The organism is Actinocrinis sp. (assembly GCF_035650855.1).
Taxonomy (GTDB): Bacteria; Actinomycetota; Actinomycetes; order Streptomycetales; family Catenulisporaceae; genus Actinocrinis.
This window is the reverse complement of sequence record NZ_DASRGV010000399.1, coordinates 1-12,957: the sequence shown is the minus strand read 5'-3', so window position 1 is coordinate 12,957 and position 12,957 is coordinate 1. Positions and strand designations below refer to the sequence as shown.

Annotated in this window: 9 protein-coding genes and 1 pseudogene; 8 read left to right on the top strand and 2 right to left on the bottom strand. The window is 69.4% G+C overall.

The features are described 5' to 3' along the window. The 7 genes from VFB40_RS28280 to VFB40_RS28250 form a co-directional block, all read left to right on the top strand. Positions 1-1,947: glycoside hydrolase family 3 C-terminal domain-containing protein (locus tag VFB40_RS28280; RefSeq protein ID WP_324856089.1), on the top strand; the 1,947-nt coding region annotated here is incomplete at its 5' end. A 1-nt stretch (position 1,948) separates the two neighbouring features. Next, positions 1,949-2,938, top strand: coding sequence for an ABC transporter permease (locus VFB40_RS28275; protein ID WP_324856087.1), 990 nt, complete (start codon positions 1,949-1,951; stop codon positions 2,936-2,938). Positions 2,939-2,940: 2 nt separating this feature from the next. Continuing rightward, positions 2,941-3,864: a carbohydrate ABC transporter permease gene (locus VFB40_RS28270; RefSeq protein WP_414642164.1), complete on the top strand. Its 924-nt coding sequence runs from the start codon at positions 2,941-2,943 to the stop codon at positions 3,862-3,864. Positions 3,865-3,932: 68 nt separating this feature from the next. Beyond that, positions 3,933-5,600, top strand: a complete 1,668-nt coding sequence (locus tag VFB40_RS28265) for an ABC transporter substrate-binding protein (RefSeq protein ID WP_324856083.1) — start codon at positions 3,933-3,935, stop codon at positions 5,598-5,600. Positions 5,601-5,646: 46 nt separating this feature from the next. Further along, on the top strand, positions 5,647-7,230 hold the full coding sequence (locus VFB40_RS28260; RefSeq protein WP_324856082.1) for a GH39 family glycosyl hydrolase: 1,584 nt from the start codon (positions 5,647-5,649) through the stop codon (positions 7,228-7,230). Beyond that, a complete protein-coding gene (locus VFB40_RS28255; RefSeq protein ID WP_324856080.1) occupies positions 7,223-7,951 on the top strand; it encodes a DUF624 domain-containing protein in 729 nt (242 codons plus the stop codon). The genes VFB40_RS28260 and VFB40_RS28255 overlap by 8 nt, the downstream gene beginning before the upstream one ends. After that, positions 7,948-9,978 carry a beta-galactosidase gene (locus tag VFB40_RS28250; protein WP_324856078.1) on the top strand — a complete coding sequence of 677 codons (2,031 nt, stop codon included), beginning with the start codon at positions 7,948-7,950 and terminating at the stop codon, positions 9,976-9,978. Before VFB40_RS28255 ends, VFB40_RS28250 begins: the two co-directional genes overlap by 4 nt. Here the strand turns inward: VFB40_RS28250 and VFB40_RS28245 are convergent. Next, positions 9,972-12,041 carry an alpha-glucuronidase gene (locus VFB40_RS28245; RefSeq protein WP_324856076.1) on the bottom strand — a complete coding sequence of 690 codons (2,070 nt, stop codon included), beginning with the start codon at positions 12,039-12,041 and terminating at the stop codon, positions 9,972-9,974. The two genes, VFB40_RS28250 and VFB40_RS28245, sit on opposite strands and share 7 nt — an antisense overlap. 120 nt (positions 12,042-12,161) lie before the next feature. Between VFB40_RS28245 and VFB40_RS28240 the strand changes: the two genes are divergently transcribed. Next, positions 12,162-12,740: a mycothiol transferase gene (locus VFB40_RS28240; RefSeq protein WP_324856074.1), complete on the top strand. Its 579-nt coding sequence runs from the start codon at positions 12,162-12,164 to the stop codon at positions 12,738-12,740. Between the two features lie 4 nt (positions 12,741-12,744). Here VFB40_RS28240 and VFB40_RS28235 read toward each other — a convergent pair. After that, a pseudogene (locus VFB40_RS28235) lies at positions 12,745-12,957 on the bottom strand (methionine--tRNA ligase); the annotation flags it as partial.

Genomic DNA, 12,957 nt, shown 5'->3' with positions numbered 1-12,957 from the left:
CGCACCGAGGAGACCATCGGCGAGGACCCGTACCTCGTCGGCGTGATCGGGTCCGCTTACGTCAGAGGCCTGGAACGGGCCGGAATCGTCGCGACGCTCAAGCATTTCGCCGGCTACTCGGCCTCGCGCGGCGGCCGCAATCTCGCCCCGGTGCCGATGGGCCGCCGCGAGCTGGCCGACGTCGTGCTGCCGCCGTTCGAGATGGCCCTGCGGCTCGGCGGCGCCCGCTCGGTGATGCATTCGTACGCTGAGATCGACGGGGTTCCGGTCGCGGCCGACGAGGCCCTGCTCACCGGGTTGCTGCGCGAGGAGTGGGGATTCACCGGCACGGTGGTCGCCGACTACTTCGCGGTGCGCTTCCTCCAGACGCTGCACGGCGTCGCCGCGGCGGCCGCGGACGCCGCCGGGCTGGCCCTCAAAGCAGGGATCGACGTCGAACTGCCCACGGTGGACGCCTATGGCGCGCCTCTGGTCGAGGCGGTGCGGGCCGGGACCGTGGACGAGGCGCTGGTCGACCGCGCCCTGCGCAGGGTGCTGATCCAGAAGGCGCAGCTCGGCCTGTTGGACGGGCCGCCGTCGGACCAGGCCGCGCAAGCCGGGCAGCCCGAGCAGCCCGAACAGTTCGACCAACTCGTCTTCGACGACGAGGCCAATCAGCAGATCGCCCTGCGCCTGGCCCGGGAATCGGTGATCCTGCTGCGCAACCGCGACGGCGTGCTGCCCCTGGCGCCGGGCCGCCGGGTCGCCCTGATCGGGCCGGTCGCCGACGAGCCGCTGGCCATGCTCGGCTGCTACTCCTTCCCCGTGCATGTCAGCGCGCACGCGGGCCGCGGACTCGGCCTGGAGATCCCGTCGCTGCGCGAGTCGCTCAGCGAGCTGATTCCCGGCCTGGCCTACTCACCGGGCTGCACCGTGGACGGCGACGACGCCTCGGGCATCGCCGCGGCGGCCGCCATCGCAGCGGACTGCGACGTGTGCGTACTCGCGGTCGGCGACCGTTCCGGCCTGTTCGGCCGGGGAACCTCCGGCGAGGGCTGCGACGCGGCCGACCTCCGGCTGCCCGGCGTGCAGGCGGACCTGGTGCGCGCCGTGCTGGCGACCGGAACACCCGTGGTCCTGGTGCTGCTGGCCGGGCGTCCGTACGCGTTCGGCGACGAGTTCGCGGACGCCGCCGGTGTGATCTACGCGTTCTTCCCCGGCCAGCGCGGCGGCCAGGCGCTGGCCGAGGTGCTGACCGGCGTCGCGAATCCGTCCGGCCGGCTGCCGGTCAGCGTGCCGCGGGACGCCGGCGGTCTGCCCGCCACCTACCTCTCCCCGCCGCTCGGCCGGCGCTCGCAGGTCTCCTCGATCGACCCGACCCCCGCGTTCCCGTTCGGATTCGGGCTCGGATACACCAGCTTCGAGTGGAGCGGCGCCGGCCTGGTCGGCGACGGCGACAGTGACGGGCAGCCGAACGACTGGCCGGTCGACGGCGAGGTGACCGTTCAAATCACCGTGCGCAACACCGGCGGCCGGTCCGGTACCGAGGTCGTGCAGCTCTATCTGCACGACCCGGTCGCGCAGACCACCCGGCCGGTGGTGCGCCTCGTCGGCTTCGCCCGCGTGCCCCTGGAGCCCGGCGAGCAGGCCCGGGTCTCGTTCACGGTGCCCGCCGACCTCGCCTCGTTCACCGGAGTGCAGGGCCGGCGCATCGTCGAACCCGGAGACGTGGAGCTGCGCTTCGGCCGCTCCAGCGCGCACACCGAGGGCGCCGTGCCGCTGCGCCTGGTCGGCGCGGAGCGCGAAGTAGGCCACCAGCGCCGCCTGATCTCCGTGGCCCGCGTCGAATCCGCGGCGAAGCCGGGCGCGCGCTCCGGCGGCGACTCGCCCGTCATATCAGGCCCCGACTACGAGCTCGGGCACGACGGGGCCCCGCTCACGCACACCGCACCGGAGGCCGGAGGATGAAATGAGCACGCCGAGAACCCTGGACCCGCTCTCGGGCACCCGGGACGCCCCGCGGCCGCGGGCCGGCGCGACCCGCCCGCGCCCGCGCAAGCTGACCTGGCGCCGCGCAGTGCGCCGGGACTGGCGGCTGTACTCGCTGGTCGTCGCGCCGCTGCTGTTCTTCGCGGTCTTCCGCTACCTGCCGATGGTCGGCAACGTCATCGCGTTCCGGCGCTACGAGCCGGGCGGCAGCCTGTTCGGCGAGGAATGGGTCGGGCTGCACTACTTCCAGATGTTCTGGAGCGATCCGACGTTCTGGCAGGTGTTCACCAATACCCTGATTCTCGGCGGGCTGACCCTGCTGTTCACCTTCCCGGTGCCGATCATCCTGGCGCTGCTGCTCAACGAGGTGCGCACCAGCAGCGTCAAGCGCTTCGTGCAGTCGGTCTCCTACCTGCCGCACTTCCTGTCCATCGTGGTCGTCGCCGCGATCATCACCCAGATCCTCGACGCCAACGGCGTGGTGAACCAGGCGCTGCACGCGGTCGGGCACGCGCCGATCCTGTTCCTCCAGCAGCCCGGCTGGTTCCGGCAGATCTACGTCTCCTCAGAGGTCTGGCAGACCGCGGGCTGGGGCACCATCCTCTATCTCGCCGCGCTGACCACGATCGACGGGCAGCTCTACGAGCAGGCCCGGATCGACGGCGCGAACCGCTGGCAGCAGACCTGGCATGTGACGCTGCCCGGCATCCGGCCGACCATGATGACCCTGCTGATCCTCAACATCGGCACCTTCATGGCGATCGGCTTCGAGAAGATCCTGCTGCTGGAGAACCCGCTCACCTACCCGACCGCCGACGTCATCTCCACCTACCTGTACCGCGTCGGCGTGGTGTCGGGCAGCTTCAGCTACGCCGCGGCCATCGGGCTCTTCGACTCGCTGATCGGGCTGACGCTGGTCATCTCCGCGAACTACCTGTCCCGGCGCCTGGTCGGAGCGAGCCTGTGGTAACCATCAGTGAACTGCGACCCGGGCGCAAGGCCCCGACGCCGCCGACCCGGATCCGGCCCAGCCGCGGCTACCGGCTCTTCCAGGCCGTCAACGCCGTGATCCTGATCGGGGTCGTGGTGGTGACGCTGTACCCGTTCGTCAACATCCTGGCGCAGTCGTTCAGCTCCGAGTCCGCGATCCGCCAGGGAACGGTGAACCTCATCCCGCACGGGTTCAACCTCACCACCTACCAGACGGTGATGAAGGACTCGATGTTCTGGAGGAACTACCGCAACACCGTCGAGTACACGGTCGTCGCCACGGTGATCTCGATGGTGCTGACCACCTGCTACGCCTACGTGCTCTCCAAGCACCAGCTCAAGGGCCGCAGCGTGCTGATCGGCATCGCCGTGTTCACCATGTTCTTCAACGGCGGCCTGATCCCGAACTACGTGCTGGTCAGCCAGCTCGGCCTGCGCAACACGCTCTGGGCGATCGTGCTGCCGAACGCGATCAACGTGTTCAACCTGCTGGTGATGAAGGCGTTCTTCGAGAGCCTGCCGAGCGAGCTGGAGGAGGCGGCCGCGGTCGACGGCCTGACCACGTACGGGATCCTGTGGCGCATCGTGCTGCCGCTGTCCAAGGCCGTGATCGCCACGATGATCCTCTTCTACGCGGTCTCCTTCTGGAACTCCTGGTTCTCCGCGTTCCTGTACATGGACCGCACCGACCTGTTCCCGGTCACGGTCTATCTACGCAACCTGATCGCCGGCGCCACCGGCGCGGGCGGCATGAACGAGGGCACGTCCAGCGACACCGCGCTGCAGGTCGCGGCCAGTGTCCAGGCGGTGACCGTCGTGCTCACCGTCCTCCCGATCCTGACCCTCTACCCGTTCATCCAGAAGTACTTCGTCTCCGGCGTGATGCTGGGCGCGGTCAAGGGCTAGCTCACCCCCCGCGCCGGAATCCGAACACCCACGCACCGCACACCGTTCGCTCGGACAAGGGAGTCTCAATGAACGCCCCGTTCACGAAAACCACACTGTCCAGAAGGCAGGCGCTCTTCGGGGCCGCGGGGCTCGCCGCGCTGGCCGTGGCCGGCTGCAGCAGCTCCAGCGGCGGCAAGCACAGCAGCGACCTGTCCGGCAACCGGGACGGCGCCATGGCCAAGTACGGCGTCGGCGACCAGTTCAAGGCCACCTCGCCGCTGACCTTCTCGATCATGGTGCTCAGCAACCCGGGCTACCCGTACGACGCCAAGTGGCCGTTCTGGTCGGAGCTGACCAAGCGCACCAACGTCAGCTTCCAGCCCACGGTGGTGCCGCTGAGCGACTACAACCAGAAGCGCAGCGTCATGGTCGGCGCCGGCGACGCCCCGATGATCATTCCCAAGACGTATCACCCGGCGGAGGAGGCGTACATCGCCAGCGGGGCGGTCCTGCCGGTCAGCGACTACCTCGACCTGATGCCGAACTTCCAGGACAAAGTCGCCAAGTGGAACCTGCAGGGCGACCTGGACCAGCTGCGCGAGGCGGACGGCAAGTTCTACCTGCTGCCCGGGCTGCACCAGGACGTCTGGGCGGACTACTCGATCGCGGTGCGCACCGACATCCTGCAGAAGCTCAACCTCGCGGTGCCGCAGACCTGGGACGACGTGCACACCATGCTGCGCGCGATGAAGGCCGCTTACCCGAATCAGTACCCGCTCTCCGACCGATGGAGCAGCCCCGGTCCCGGCCCGGGCGCCAACCGGCTGCTGGCCTCCCTCGGCGACGCGTACGGCACTTACGCGGGTTGGAACTACCAGCACAGCTGGTGGGACTCGGCCTCCGGCAAGTTCGTCTACACCGGCGCGATGGACCAGTACAAGCAGGTGCTTCAGTATCTCAACACCCTGGTGAGCGAGAAGCTGATGGACCCGGAGAGCCTCACCCAGACCGACGACCAGGCGAAGCAGAAGTGGGCCAACGGCCAGACGTTCGTCATCAGCACGAACGCGCAGGAGGTCATCAACACCCTGCGTAAGGACATCGCGCACATCCCGGGCGCCACGGTGGCGAAGATCCCGGTGCCGATCGGCCCGGCGGGCGCGGTGAAGTCGGGCACCAGGCTGGAGAACGGCGTGATGATCTCCTCGAAGGCCCGCAGCAGCAAGAACTTCGTCGCGATGATGCAGTTCATCGACTGGCTCTGGTACTCGGACGCGGGCGAGCTGTTCGCCAAGTGGGGCATCGAGGGCACCACCTACACCGGCAGCGTCGACGACGGAACGTTCAAGCTGGCGCCCGACGTGACCTGGGCCGGGCTCAACCCCGCCGGCACGAAGAACCTCCAGGTGACGTACGGGTTCTCCAACGGCGTCTTCGCCTACGGCGGCTCGACCAAGCTGCTCGACTCGCAGTTCCCGCCGGAGGAACTGGCCTTCCAGAACGTGATGAACAGCCGCCGCACGCTGCCGCTGCCGCCGCCGCACCCGCTGAGCGCGGACCAGCGCGAGCAGGCGACGCTGTGGGAGACGAACCTGCTCGACTACGTCAACCAGCAGTCCGCCAAGTTCATCCTCGGCCAGCGGCCGCTGAGCCAGTGGGACCAATACGTCGCCGAACTCAAGGGCCGCAGCTCGGATCAGTACATCAACCTGATCAACACCGCGTACCAGAACTACAAGAAGGCTCACGGCTGAGCCACGAAGCAGAGCACTGAGTCATCCCGGCCCGCGAAGGAGCATCGTGCCGAACCCGATCCTCGTCCCGCAGCAGGCAGCCGGACGGTTGAGCGAAGCCTGGCGCTACTGCGTCGGCACCGGCCGGTTCGAGCTCGCGCTGCGCCGCGACTACCAGGACTCGCTCGCGCTGATCCAGCGGGAGATCGGGTTCCGGCACATTCGCGGGCACGGGCTGCTCAGCGACGGCGTCGGCGTGTACCAGCCCTACGAGTATCAGGGTTCGAGGCACGTGCGGCACGCCTTCACCTACGTCGACCAGGTGATCGACGCGTACCTCGAGCTCGGCATCGAGCCCTTCGTGGAACTGGGCTTCATGCCGGCCGCCCTCGCCTCCGGAACGCAAACAGTGTTCTGGTGGCACGGCAACGTCACGCCGCCGAGCGACCACCGTGAATGGGCCGCCCTGGTGCGCGCGACGGTGGCGCACCTGGTCGACCGCTACGGACTCGACCAGGTGCGCGGCTGGCCGATCGAGGTATGGAACGAGCCCAACCTGAAAGACTTCTGGCAGGACGCCGACCGGGACGCCTACCACCGGCTGTACGAGGTGTCCGCGCACGCGGTCAAGGACGTGGACGCCTCGCTCCAGGTCGGCGGACCGGCCCTTTCCCCGGGCGCGGACCATTGGCTGCGGCCCTTCGCCGAGTTCGTCGCGGACCGCTCGGTGCCGGTCAACTTCGTCAGCCGGCACGCCTACACCTCGGGGCCGGCGCAACACGTGCCGTTCGGCGTGCATCAGACCCTTGAACCGGCCACCACGCTGCTGGAGCAGTTCGCCGCGCCACGGCAGCATCTGCGCGACACGGCGCTGGCGCAGCTGCCGGTGCACATCACCGAGTTCAACTCCTCCTACCGGCCGGACAATCCGATACACGACACCGCGTTCCACGCCGCGTATCTCGCGCCGGTGCTCGCCGCGGGCGGAGAGCTGGTGGACTCCTTCTCCTACTGGACGTTCAGCGACATGTTCGAGGAGACCGGCGTCCCGACCGCGCTGTTCCACGGCGGCTTCGGCCTGCTGACCCATCGCCAGATCAAGAAGCCGACCTACCACCTGTACGCCTTCATGGCCCGCATGGGCGAACAGGTCCTCGCCCGGGGCGACGACCATCTGGTCACCCGGCACGCGGACGGCCGGATCGCGGTCCTGGCCTGGGCGCCTGTTGACGCCACCGGCCAAGAGCCGGCGGCCGGCCACGCCCTGCGGCTCTCGATCCCCGTTGGGCCGCAGGGGGCTGACTCCCAGGACGATCGACGGCCGAGGACAGCGTTCCTGCTTCGTTCCTCGGTGAGCGAGGAAGCGGGCAACGCCTGGGCGGCGTGGTGCGAGATGGGCCGCCCGGCCTCCCCCTCGCCGCGCCTGCTCGACGCGTTGCGCGAGGCCGCCGAACCCGTGCGCACGCACCGCAGCCTGCCCATCGACGCAGGCCGCGTCGACCTCCTCCTCAACCTCGACCGGCACGAGGTCACGCTCGTCGAACTCAGCGCCGTGACCGACGAGACCCCGCCCTGGTGGGACGCGCGGCGGCTGCTCGGTCTACCCGCCGATACTCCGGAGCACGGCGAGAGGGAGTCAGGCGATGAGTGACCACACTGCCGCCCCCGCGACCGGTTCCCGCACGCGCCGCGAGTTCGGCGAAGGGCCACTCGCTCGCGTCGCCGCCTTTGTCTACAGCCTGCTGACGATCGAGTCGCTGCTGCTGCTGACCACCTTGCCGGGCCTGATCCCGCTGGTGCTGCTGGATCGCGACGCCAGCAACGCACCGCTCGCCGTCGCGTGCGTGATCCCGCTCGGCCCCGCGCTGTCCGCCGCCCTGTTCGCGCTGCGCCAGCACAGGAGCGACCTGACCGACCTGAAACCCGCGGCGCAGTTCTGGCGCGGCTACCGGCTCAACGCCGGCGGCGTGCTGCGGGTGTGGATCCCGTGGCTGGCACTGATGGCCGTCCTCGCGGTGAACCTTTCGCACACCCGGGCCGCGGCGATCCCACACTGGTGGGCCGCGCTGCTGGTCGCCTTCGCCGCCGTCGCGACCCTGTGGATGGCCAACGCGCTGGTGATCACCTCGCTGTTCGCCTTCCGCCCGATCGACATCGCGCGGCTGGCCGCCTACTTCCTCGGCCGCACCAAAGCGGTGACGCTCGGCAATCTCTGCCTCCTGATCTGTGCGGTCGCCCTGGTGGCAGTCGCCTCGGAGGCGGTGCTCGCGCTGCTCGGCGCCGGGTTCGCGGCGTTCCTGCTGCGCAATTGCCGGCCGATGATCGCGCTGGTCACCGAGGAGTTCACCGCCGCCGAGGAGTTCACCGCGTGAGCCTGCCCGCCGCCTCGAAGATCGCATTCGGCGGAGACTACAACCCGGAACAGTGGCCCGAGGAGGTCTGGGCCCGGGACTATCAGCTCTTTGACGCCGCCGGGATCGACACCGTCACCCTCGGCGTCTTCGACTGGGCTCTGATTCAGCCGGCCGAGCACAGGTACGACTTCAGCGTGCTCGACCGGATCGTCCAGCGCGCTGCCGACGAGGGCCGCAACGTCTGCCTGGCCACCGCGACCGGCGCCCATCCCGCCTGGCTGGCCCGCGCGTACCCCGAGGTGACGCGCACGGACTTCGAGGGACGCAAGCACCGCTACGGTCAGCGGCACAACGCGTGTCCACGCTCTCCGGTCTTCCGCCGCCTCTCCCGCGAACTGGCTCGCCGCATCGCACAGCGGTACGCCGAGAACCCGGCCGTCGTCGCCTGGCACATCGGCAACGAGTACGGCGGCGCCTGCTACTGCGAGCTGTGCGCCGCCGGATTCCGCGATTGGCTGCGCAAGCAGTACTCCTCGCTGGAGGCGCTGAACGCGGCCTGGTACACGACGTTCTGGTCGCACACCTTCGCCGACTGGGACGAGATCGAGCCGCCCTCCGCGCTGACCGAGCACTGGCGCGGCCCCGACCACACCGCCTTCCAAGGCATCACGCTGGACTACCTGCGGTTCATGTCGGACGCCATGCTCGCCGACTTCCTGGACGAGAAGGCGGCGATCCGGGAGTCGAGCCCTGATCTGCCGGTGACGACGAACTTCATGGGCATGTACCGGCCGATCGACTACCACCGCTGGGCCCCGCACCTGGACTTCGCCTCCTGGGACAACTACCCGCCGAATGACACCTCACAGGCGCGGATGGCGTTCACCCACGACCTGATGCGCGGCCTCAAGGGCGGCCAACCGTTCTGGCTCATGGAGCAGACGCCGAGCTTCACGGCCTGCCGGGACATCAACCCGCTGAAACGCCCGGGCGTGATGCGGCTGTGGAGCTGGCAGGCCGTGGCGCACGGAGCGGACAGCGTGCTGTTTTTCCAGTTGCGCGCCTCGCGCGGTGCCAGCGAGAAGTACCACGGCGCGGTCATCGGCCACGCGGGCCGCGCCGACACGCGCGTCTTCCGCGAGGTCGCCGAGCTGGGCGCGGAACTGGAACGGCTCGGCGGCAGCACGCTCGGCGCGCGCACGCCGGCCCGTGTCGCAATGCTCTTCGACTGGGACAGCTGGTGGGCGCTGGAGATCTCGGACGGCCCGTCGCGCCTTGTGCGCTATCAGCCGGTTGTGCTGGCCTACTACACCGCGCTGTGGCAGGCGGGCGTGGACGTCGACGTGGTCCCGGTGACCGCCGATCTGTCCCGCTACGACGTCGTCCTCGCTCCGGCGCTGCACATGATCAAGGGCGATCTGGCGCGGCGGCTGGAGGAAGTGGCCACGCGCGGTGGATCGGTCGTGGCGACCTTCCTGTCCGGCCGGGTAGACGAGAACGACAACGCGTTCCTGATGGACGTGCCGGGTCCGCTCGGGCCGCTGATGGGCATCCGGATCGACGAGTGGGACGCTCGTGAGCCCGAGTTCGTGAACCCGGTGCGTCTCGAATCCGGATCCGACCGGCTCGACGCCGGCTCGCGACTCCTCTTCGAACTCGTCATTCCTCAGGGCGCTGAGACCGTCGGCACCTACCGGGCGGACTTCTACGCCGGAACGCCGGCGGTCACGCGCAATCGATTCGGCTCGGGCCACGGTTGGTACGTCGCGGCCGGGTTGGATCAAGAGGGCGTCTCGTGGGTCGTGCGAAAGGTGCTCGCCGAGCATGACATCGCGCTGCGATACCCGGACGTGCCAGACCTCGAAACGGCCTTCCGGGTCGCACCAGACGGCGCACAGTTGCTGTTCCTGCTCAACCATCGCGACGAGCCCATCGAGGTCGCCGCCGACCACACCGGCACCGACCTGCTGACGGGAACGCAGATCCAAGCGGGACAGCGGACGACTCTCGACGCGCGCGGCGTCCGCATTCTGCGCACTCAGTAAATACGCCGGCCACGCTCGTCAGGAACACCGGACTTGCGGAAGAAGTAGGCGTTGATCTGATCGCGCCACTCCTGCGCGCAGCGCACCTGCTCGTCCAGCCTTTCGCGCACACGCGCGTACAGCGCCGGCGTCACCAGACCGCCGGGCTCGACTTCCTCCCACGCCCGCCGCATCTCGGCTGCGCGCTCGGCGCCCGCGAAGTGCGTGTCGTAGATGTGCTGGATGACCGTCGATCCGCTGCGCAGCAGGTGCGTATAGGGGACGTGATGGAAGAAGAGCAGCAGCTCGTCAGGGCACTGTTCCAGCGACTCATACGCCTCGGACCAGGCCTTCGGATACTGGCCGGTGAACGCGGTGCCGCTCGCCTGAGTGCGGTCCACACCGACGCCGTCCCGGTCGGCGAAGTGATAGGTGCCCCACTGCGTGTATTCGTACCCGTCGACGCTCGGACCGTAGTGGTCCGCGGGATGCACCATGAAGCCGACCCCGAGTGGCGCCGTGTACTGCTCATACACAAGCCAGGACTCGTCCATCATCGCGTGCAGGGTGTCGCGCAGCTTCGCCCCGCCGCTGTCCGCAGCGGGCTGGAAGGTCAGGTCGATCCATTCATCGAGCACTGCGGTCGGGTCCAGCTGCGGATCCCAGACCAGACGGCCGAAGGCATACAGGTTGGCCTGCGCCATCGGATGGCCGGTCCAGAACGGATCGTTGCCCACGTTCGAGACCGCGACCAGTCCGCCGCCGGAGGCCACCGCGATCTGCGCGACGGTCGACTCTTCCGGGCCCCAGGGCCGGAAACCGAGCACCTCGCTCCACAGCGGCCCGAGGTAGCACACGTGCCGCTGCTGACCGGTGTACTCCTGAGTCACCTGGAACTCGACCGCGAGGCGTGTCGACGGCATCGCCGCGATCACCGGCGAAACCGGCTCGCGGACCTGGAAGTCAATCGGGCCGTACTTCACCTGGAGGATGGCGTTCTCGCGGAACTGTCCGTCCAGCGGCGCGAAGTGGTCGTAGGCGGCGCGGGCCCGGTCGGTCGAGCGATCGCGCCAGTCCTGCCGGTGGTCGTAGACGAAGGCCCGCCAGTGCACGATTCCGCCGAACGGCGCCAGCGCGTCGGCGAGCAGGTTCGCGCCATCGGCGTGCGTGCGGTCGTACGCGAACGGGCCCGGCTGCCCTTCGGAATCGGCTTTCACGACGTAGCCGCCGAAATCGGGGACCGACTCGTACACACGCCGAGTCGTCTCCTCCCACCACGCGCGCACCTGCGCGTCCAGCGGATCGGCGGTCGGCAGCCCGCCGAGCGCGATCGGCGAGGCGAAGTTCACTGACAGATGCACTCGGATCCCGTACGGACGCAACGCATCCGCGATTGCGATCACGTCGCCGAGCCGATCCGTGAGCAGGTGCGCCTCGGAGGCGTGTACGTTCACGTTGTTGATCGCGACGCGGTTGATCCCGCACGCGGCCAGCAACCGGCCGTAGGCCCGCACCCGCGCCAAGTCCTCGCGCAGAGCGCCGTCTTCCCAGAAGATCGACCCTCCGGAATAACCGCGTTCCACCTGGCCCATCACCGGGTGCGCGTCGATGTTGTCCCAGTGGTCGAGCATCCGCAGCGGCGTCGCCGGAAGGTGCCGCTCCACCGGACGCGAGCCCGCGAACGCGGCCTCGCCGAGACGTGCCACGTGAAACAGGCCATAGAGAAGCCCGGCCGGCTCGTCGGCCAGGACCGCCGTGGCGCCGTCGCGCCTGGTGAGCGCGAAGCCCTCATCGCCGAGCGCGCCCCGTTCGACGACGCCGACCGCCGCACTCGGCAACGGATGCGCCCTGGTCAGCGCGAGTACCAGCTCGTAACGGCTGCCGTCGAGATCCGCGCCGGCCTCGCCCTGCCGCTGGCGCCGCCGGCTGCCGCCGTACCGTGCGCAAGCCTGCTCGATCTCGCCCGTAACCGTATCAACGAGCTGACCCTCGCCGCGCACCAGCACGCGACGCGAGCCGAGCGCCCGGAACGCCGCGGCGGGCAGCCAGGCGGGGTGAACCTCGATCTGATCGGAATGAGTCACCGGATTCCCCGAAAACTTGCGGGCTGAGCCGTCGCGCCGGCCGGTCAAAGTCACAACCTACCCAGCGCGGCCCGCCACCGCACCAGGGAACTGTCGGTGCTCCCGGCTACCGTGAAACCCATGAACGATCTTGAAACTCCCTGGGAGCCGCCGCTCGCCGGTACCGAAGCCGAGCAGTTGATCGGCGCGCTCGACCGACTGCGCACCACCTTCCGCTGGAAGGCCGACGACCTGGACGCCGCCGGCCTCAGCACCCGCGTCGGCGCCTCCGAGCTGACCCTCGGCGGCCTGCTCAAGCACCTGGCCGCCTGCGAGGACGTCATGTTCACGGTGAAACTGTCCGGACTGCCGCTCGGCGCCCCCTGGGACGCGCTCGGTTGGGACGGCGGCGGCGACTGGTCGTACACGTTCGACACCGCCGGGCTTTCGCCGGACGAGCTCTACAGCCTCTGGGACGGCGCGATCGAGCGCTCGCGCGCGCGGCTCGATGCAGCTCTCGCCCAGGGCGGCCTCGATCAGCTCGCCCACCTGGCCTGGCCCGACGGCCGCCGCGCCAGCCTGCGCCGCCTGGTCTGCGACCTGATCGAGGAGTACGGCCGCCACACCGGCCACGCCGACCTGCTGCGCGAGGCCGTCGACGGCCGTGTCGGCGAGGATCCGCCGCCCGGCTGGCGCCCCAAGAGCGGGCCTGAGGCCTGAGTCCTCATTCGAGGCGGGGAAACAGCGGCCTGCTTTCCGGCAGCACGCCGTCGACCGGAGTGCACTGCGCGCTGATGCGGTGAGCCGCGTCAGGCAGGAACGGCGCGAGGTGCGATGCCAGGCTGAGGCACGCGCGGTGCAGCGCGCCGAGCGCGATGTCGAGACGCTCGGCCGCAACCACGTCGCCGCCGGTTTCCGACGCGGCCAAGTGCCAAGG